The organism is Corynebacterium sp., assembly GCF_012837295.1.
Taxonomy (GTDB): Bacteria; Actinomycetota; Actinomycetes; order Mycobacteriales; family Mycobacteriaceae; genus Corynebacterium.
On sequence record NZ_DURI01000325.1, the window covers coordinates 1 to 3,406 of the forward strand.

A 3,406-nucleotide genomic window follows, 5' to 3' on the forward strand; every position below is an offset into this window, starting at 1 on the left:
GTGCCATCGGCCGCCGCGATCTCATATTCGCCGGCGCCGTCGCCGAGCCTGTCGGCGACGCCATCGCCGTCCCCGTCGGCGCTCCACGTGGCGGCGTCCTCGGGGCTCAGCGGCTTACCGCCGTCGAGGCGGTTGTAGTCCGGCAGCAACGTAGCGATGCGGCCGCCGAGCCGGCCGAGCAGGGCGTCGGTGAGCTCGTTCATCGGGGTGCCGAAGCGGGTGGTGATGCCGAAGGCGATGGGCCCGGCGCCGGTGTAGAGGATGCCGTGGTCGTTGGTGCCCTCGCCGGTGTCGCCGGTCTTCTGCACCGCATTGCCGGCGTACATGGCGAACTTCTGCGCGCCGCCGTACGTCAGGTAGGTCAGGGCCGTGCGGGCGGTCTCGCCGTCTATGAAATCGGCGTCGCCGTCGCCATCGGCCGCCTCGTGGATCTTCGACATGAACAGCGCCGACTGGGTCGGGGAAATCCACGACCGGTCCCCGGACGGGTTGGGGATGTTCATCTTGTTGCCCAGGTGGTAGCGCTCCCCGTCCACCCCGGCATCCTCGATCACTTCGTTGACCGCGTCGAACCCGCCCACGGCGTCGATGAGGCCGTTGGCGGCGGTGTTGTCGGAGTAGGCCATCACGTACCGCAGCAGGGTGTCGACGGTGTAGTCGCCGGCGCCGATGACGCTGCCGCCCACGGCGTCCTCCCAGTCGACGGTGACGACCTCGTCGAGGTCATCGCCGAAGGTGTTCAGCGCGGTCACGACCAGCGGCGCCTTGATGGTCGACGCGGAGTACTGCTCCTCGTCGCCGCCGACCGACGCCGTCAGCCCCCGGTAGGGGCCGTCGATGACCCGCAGATAGGCGGCCAACTCGATGCCGTAGAGGTCGGAGAACTCCTCCATCGCCTCGTCGAGGACGTTCTGCGCGTCGGTCCACTCGACTTCCTCCGACGTGTCCCAACCATCGACCACGGGGGCGACGGCCGGCTCGGACGCTTCGTCCGCGGCGTCGGTCGTGCCCGGGATCGTGCACCCGGCCAGAAGCGCCGTCGCCGACATCGCGGCCAGCATGAGGCCGGGCGTCTTCCGCGCCATCGCCGTTCGCGCTCGCATGATCATCTCCCGAGTACCGTCCCCCGGTGGCTCCCCGGATCGGGGCCGCCGCACCTGGGCCGCAAAAAGACGCCCGACCGAATTCGAGGGTCGGGCGCCGGCGTTTCATCACCGTGAATCGCAGGAAGAGTAACACCGGGGCGGCCCCGGGGACACTTCGCCACGGTTGAACGGGCGCCCCCGGTGCGAGGGTGTCAATATCGTGGGGACCGCATCGCGGGGATCCGCATGGAGGACGCCCCCGTCGAGCCGACGCACCGGAGGGGAGGGACCATGGAGGAGAGGATCAGCCGGTTGATGGACCGGATGAAGTCCCGCCACGAGTCCATGCGCCGGCGCTGGTACGGCCCCTTCCTCTCCCCCGTCCTGCTCGTTCTGGGCTTTTGCCTGCTCATCGTGGGCATCGTCATCTTGCCGACGCCCGCCCCCGGCTGGCTGCTCATCTTCATCTCGCTGGGCCTGCTGTCGCTGGTGCATCCGCCCATGCGCCGGTTCAACGTGCGTTTGGCCCGGCTTTACGACGCTTCGGAGGCATGGTTCCGCGACCGCCACTGGTCCACGCAGGTGGCGTTGGGCGCCGCCCTGACCATTTCGGTGGCGGCGATCATGGCCACGGTCTGGTATCTCATGGCCCCCGGCGATTGGCCGTACACGCGGCAGGCGGCGTGACCCGGGCCCTCCCCGCCGCTAGAACAGCGCGCTGGCCATCCGGCGGCGGGCGTCGAGCGCGACGGGATCAGCGGCGTCGAAAAGCTGCAGCAGGTCGAGCAGGCGATCCTTGATGGCCGCGCGGTCGTCGCCGAACACCGTCGGCAGCAGCACCAGCAGGCGCTCCAGCGACAGCGCCGGGTCGCCGACGAGCATTTCCACGTCGGCGGCCTCGAGGGCCAGGCCGACGTTCTTCGGGTCGGCGTCGGCGCGGGCGATGGGATCGGAGGCGCGGTCGATCTTCTGGGCGCGCGCCAGGAACGCGACGTTGGTGCGCGCGGCCTTCAGCTCGGCGTTGGCGGGCTCGGACTTGAGGATCTCGTCGTAGACGGCCACCGCGCCCTCGAAGTCGCCCTCGTTGAGCTTCTCCTCCGCCTGCGCCAGGCGCGGATCGTCGGTCGGGGGCTTGAGGCCGGCGTCGGGCTCCGGGCCCTCCTCCCCCTCGCCCATCATGCGGGTCCCCGCCGGCAACCCCTTCAGGCGGCCGCGGGTGGCGTCCATGACGGCCTCGATCCACTGGTCCATGTAGTCGCGGGTCTGCTCGCCGACGAACTGGCCGATCGGCTGGCCCATGGCGACGGCCACGACGGTCGGCAGCGCCTGCACGCCGAAGGCGCGGGCGACGTCCATCTGGGCGGCGGCGTCGACCCACGCCGCGATCCAGTTGAGGTTGGCTTCGCGCGCCATCTCGTCGAGAAGCAGTCGCATGCGCACCGAATCCGGCGACGACGGGTCGCCGATGAGCACGACGACGGGCACCTGCTCGGAGCGGATGACCACCTCGGGGTCGAAGTTCTCGGCGGTGACGTCGACGAGCGGCGGCAAGCCCTCGCCCTGGTCGGAGATGCGGCGCTCCACTTCGGCACGGGCGTCGGCCTCGCGCTTGATGGCCTCCAGGTCGACGGTGCCGGGCGGCGGCGGGGGCGTCGAGCACTCGCGGTGGCCGGCGTGCGAGTGGGAGTGGCCGTGGGAATGTCCGTGGGCGTGCGTCATGGGCCCGGATCCTACTCGGCGAGCCGGCGCTCGACGGCATCGACCTTCGCCGCCAGCTGCCCCGTGTAGCCGGGCCGGATGTCGGCCTTGAGCACCAGCGACGTGCGCGGCGCGACGGAGGACACGGCCTGGGTGGCGCGCTTGACCACGTCCATGACCTCGTCCCATTCGCCCTCGATCAGGGTGAACATGGAGTTGGTTTCGTTGGGCAGGCCGGACTCGCGGACGACGCGGACGGCCTCGGCGACGGCGGCGGACATGCCCTCATCGGGGTCCGCGGAGGCGGGGGCGACGGAAAAGGCGACGATCATGGCCCCAGGGTAACCCCGGCCCCGGAACGGGCGCGGCAAACGCCGTATCCTGGAGTGCATGAGCGACATCAACGTCACCGTCCCCCACAACTTCGTCACGGCCGTCGATCACGTCGGCATCGCCGTGCCCGACTTCGACGCCGCCGTCGAGTGGTACCGCGCCAACATGGGCTTCGTGAACTACCACGAAGAGGTCAACGAGGAGCAGGGCGTCCGCGAGGCCATGCTCGGCCCGGCCGAGAAGACCGAGGGCGGCACCCTGGTCCAGATCCTCGCCCCGCTGAACGAGGA

General features: G+C 70.3%; 5 protein-coding genes. 2 read left to right on the forward strand and 3 right to left on the reverse strand.

Annotated elements, in window-relative coordinates; genetic code table 11:
- Positions 1–1,103: serine hydrolase (locus GX015_RS10725; protein WP_291345047.1), on the reverse strand; the 1,103-nt coding region annotated here is incomplete at its 3' end.
- Between the two features lie 228 nt (positions 1,104–1,331).
- Between GX015_RS10725 and GX015_RS10730 the strand changes: the two genes are divergently transcribed.
- Complete coding sequence (locus GX015_RS10730) at positions 1,332–1,772, forward strand: TIGR02611 family protein (RefSeq protein ID WP_291345048.1); 441 nt, start codon at positions 1,332–1,334, stop codon at positions 1,770–1,772.
- An 18-nt stretch (positions 1,773–1,790) separates the two neighbouring features.
- Here GX015_RS10730 and GX015_RS10735 read toward each other — a convergent pair whose 3' ends face one another.
- On the reverse strand, positions 1,791–2,804 hold the full coding sequence (locus tag GX015_RS10735) for a tetratricopeptide repeat protein (RefSeq protein ID WP_291345049.1): 1,014 nt from the start codon (positions 2,802–2,804) through the stop codon (positions 1,791–1,793).
- A gap of 11 nt (positions 2,805–2,815) precedes the next feature.
- Positions 2,816–3,115 (reverse strand): thiamine-binding protein, encoded by a 300-nt coding sequence (locus GX015_RS10740; RefSeq protein WP_046651454.1) that lies wholly within the window; start codon positions 3,113–3,115, stop codon positions 2,816–2,818.
- A gap of 58 nt (positions 3,116–3,173) precedes the next feature.
- Here GX015_RS10740 and GX015_RS10745 point away from each other — a divergent pair.
- The coding region (locus GX015_RS10745; RefSeq protein ID WP_366926285.1) for a VOC family protein at positions 3,174–3,406 on the forward strand (233 nt) is incomplete at its 3' end.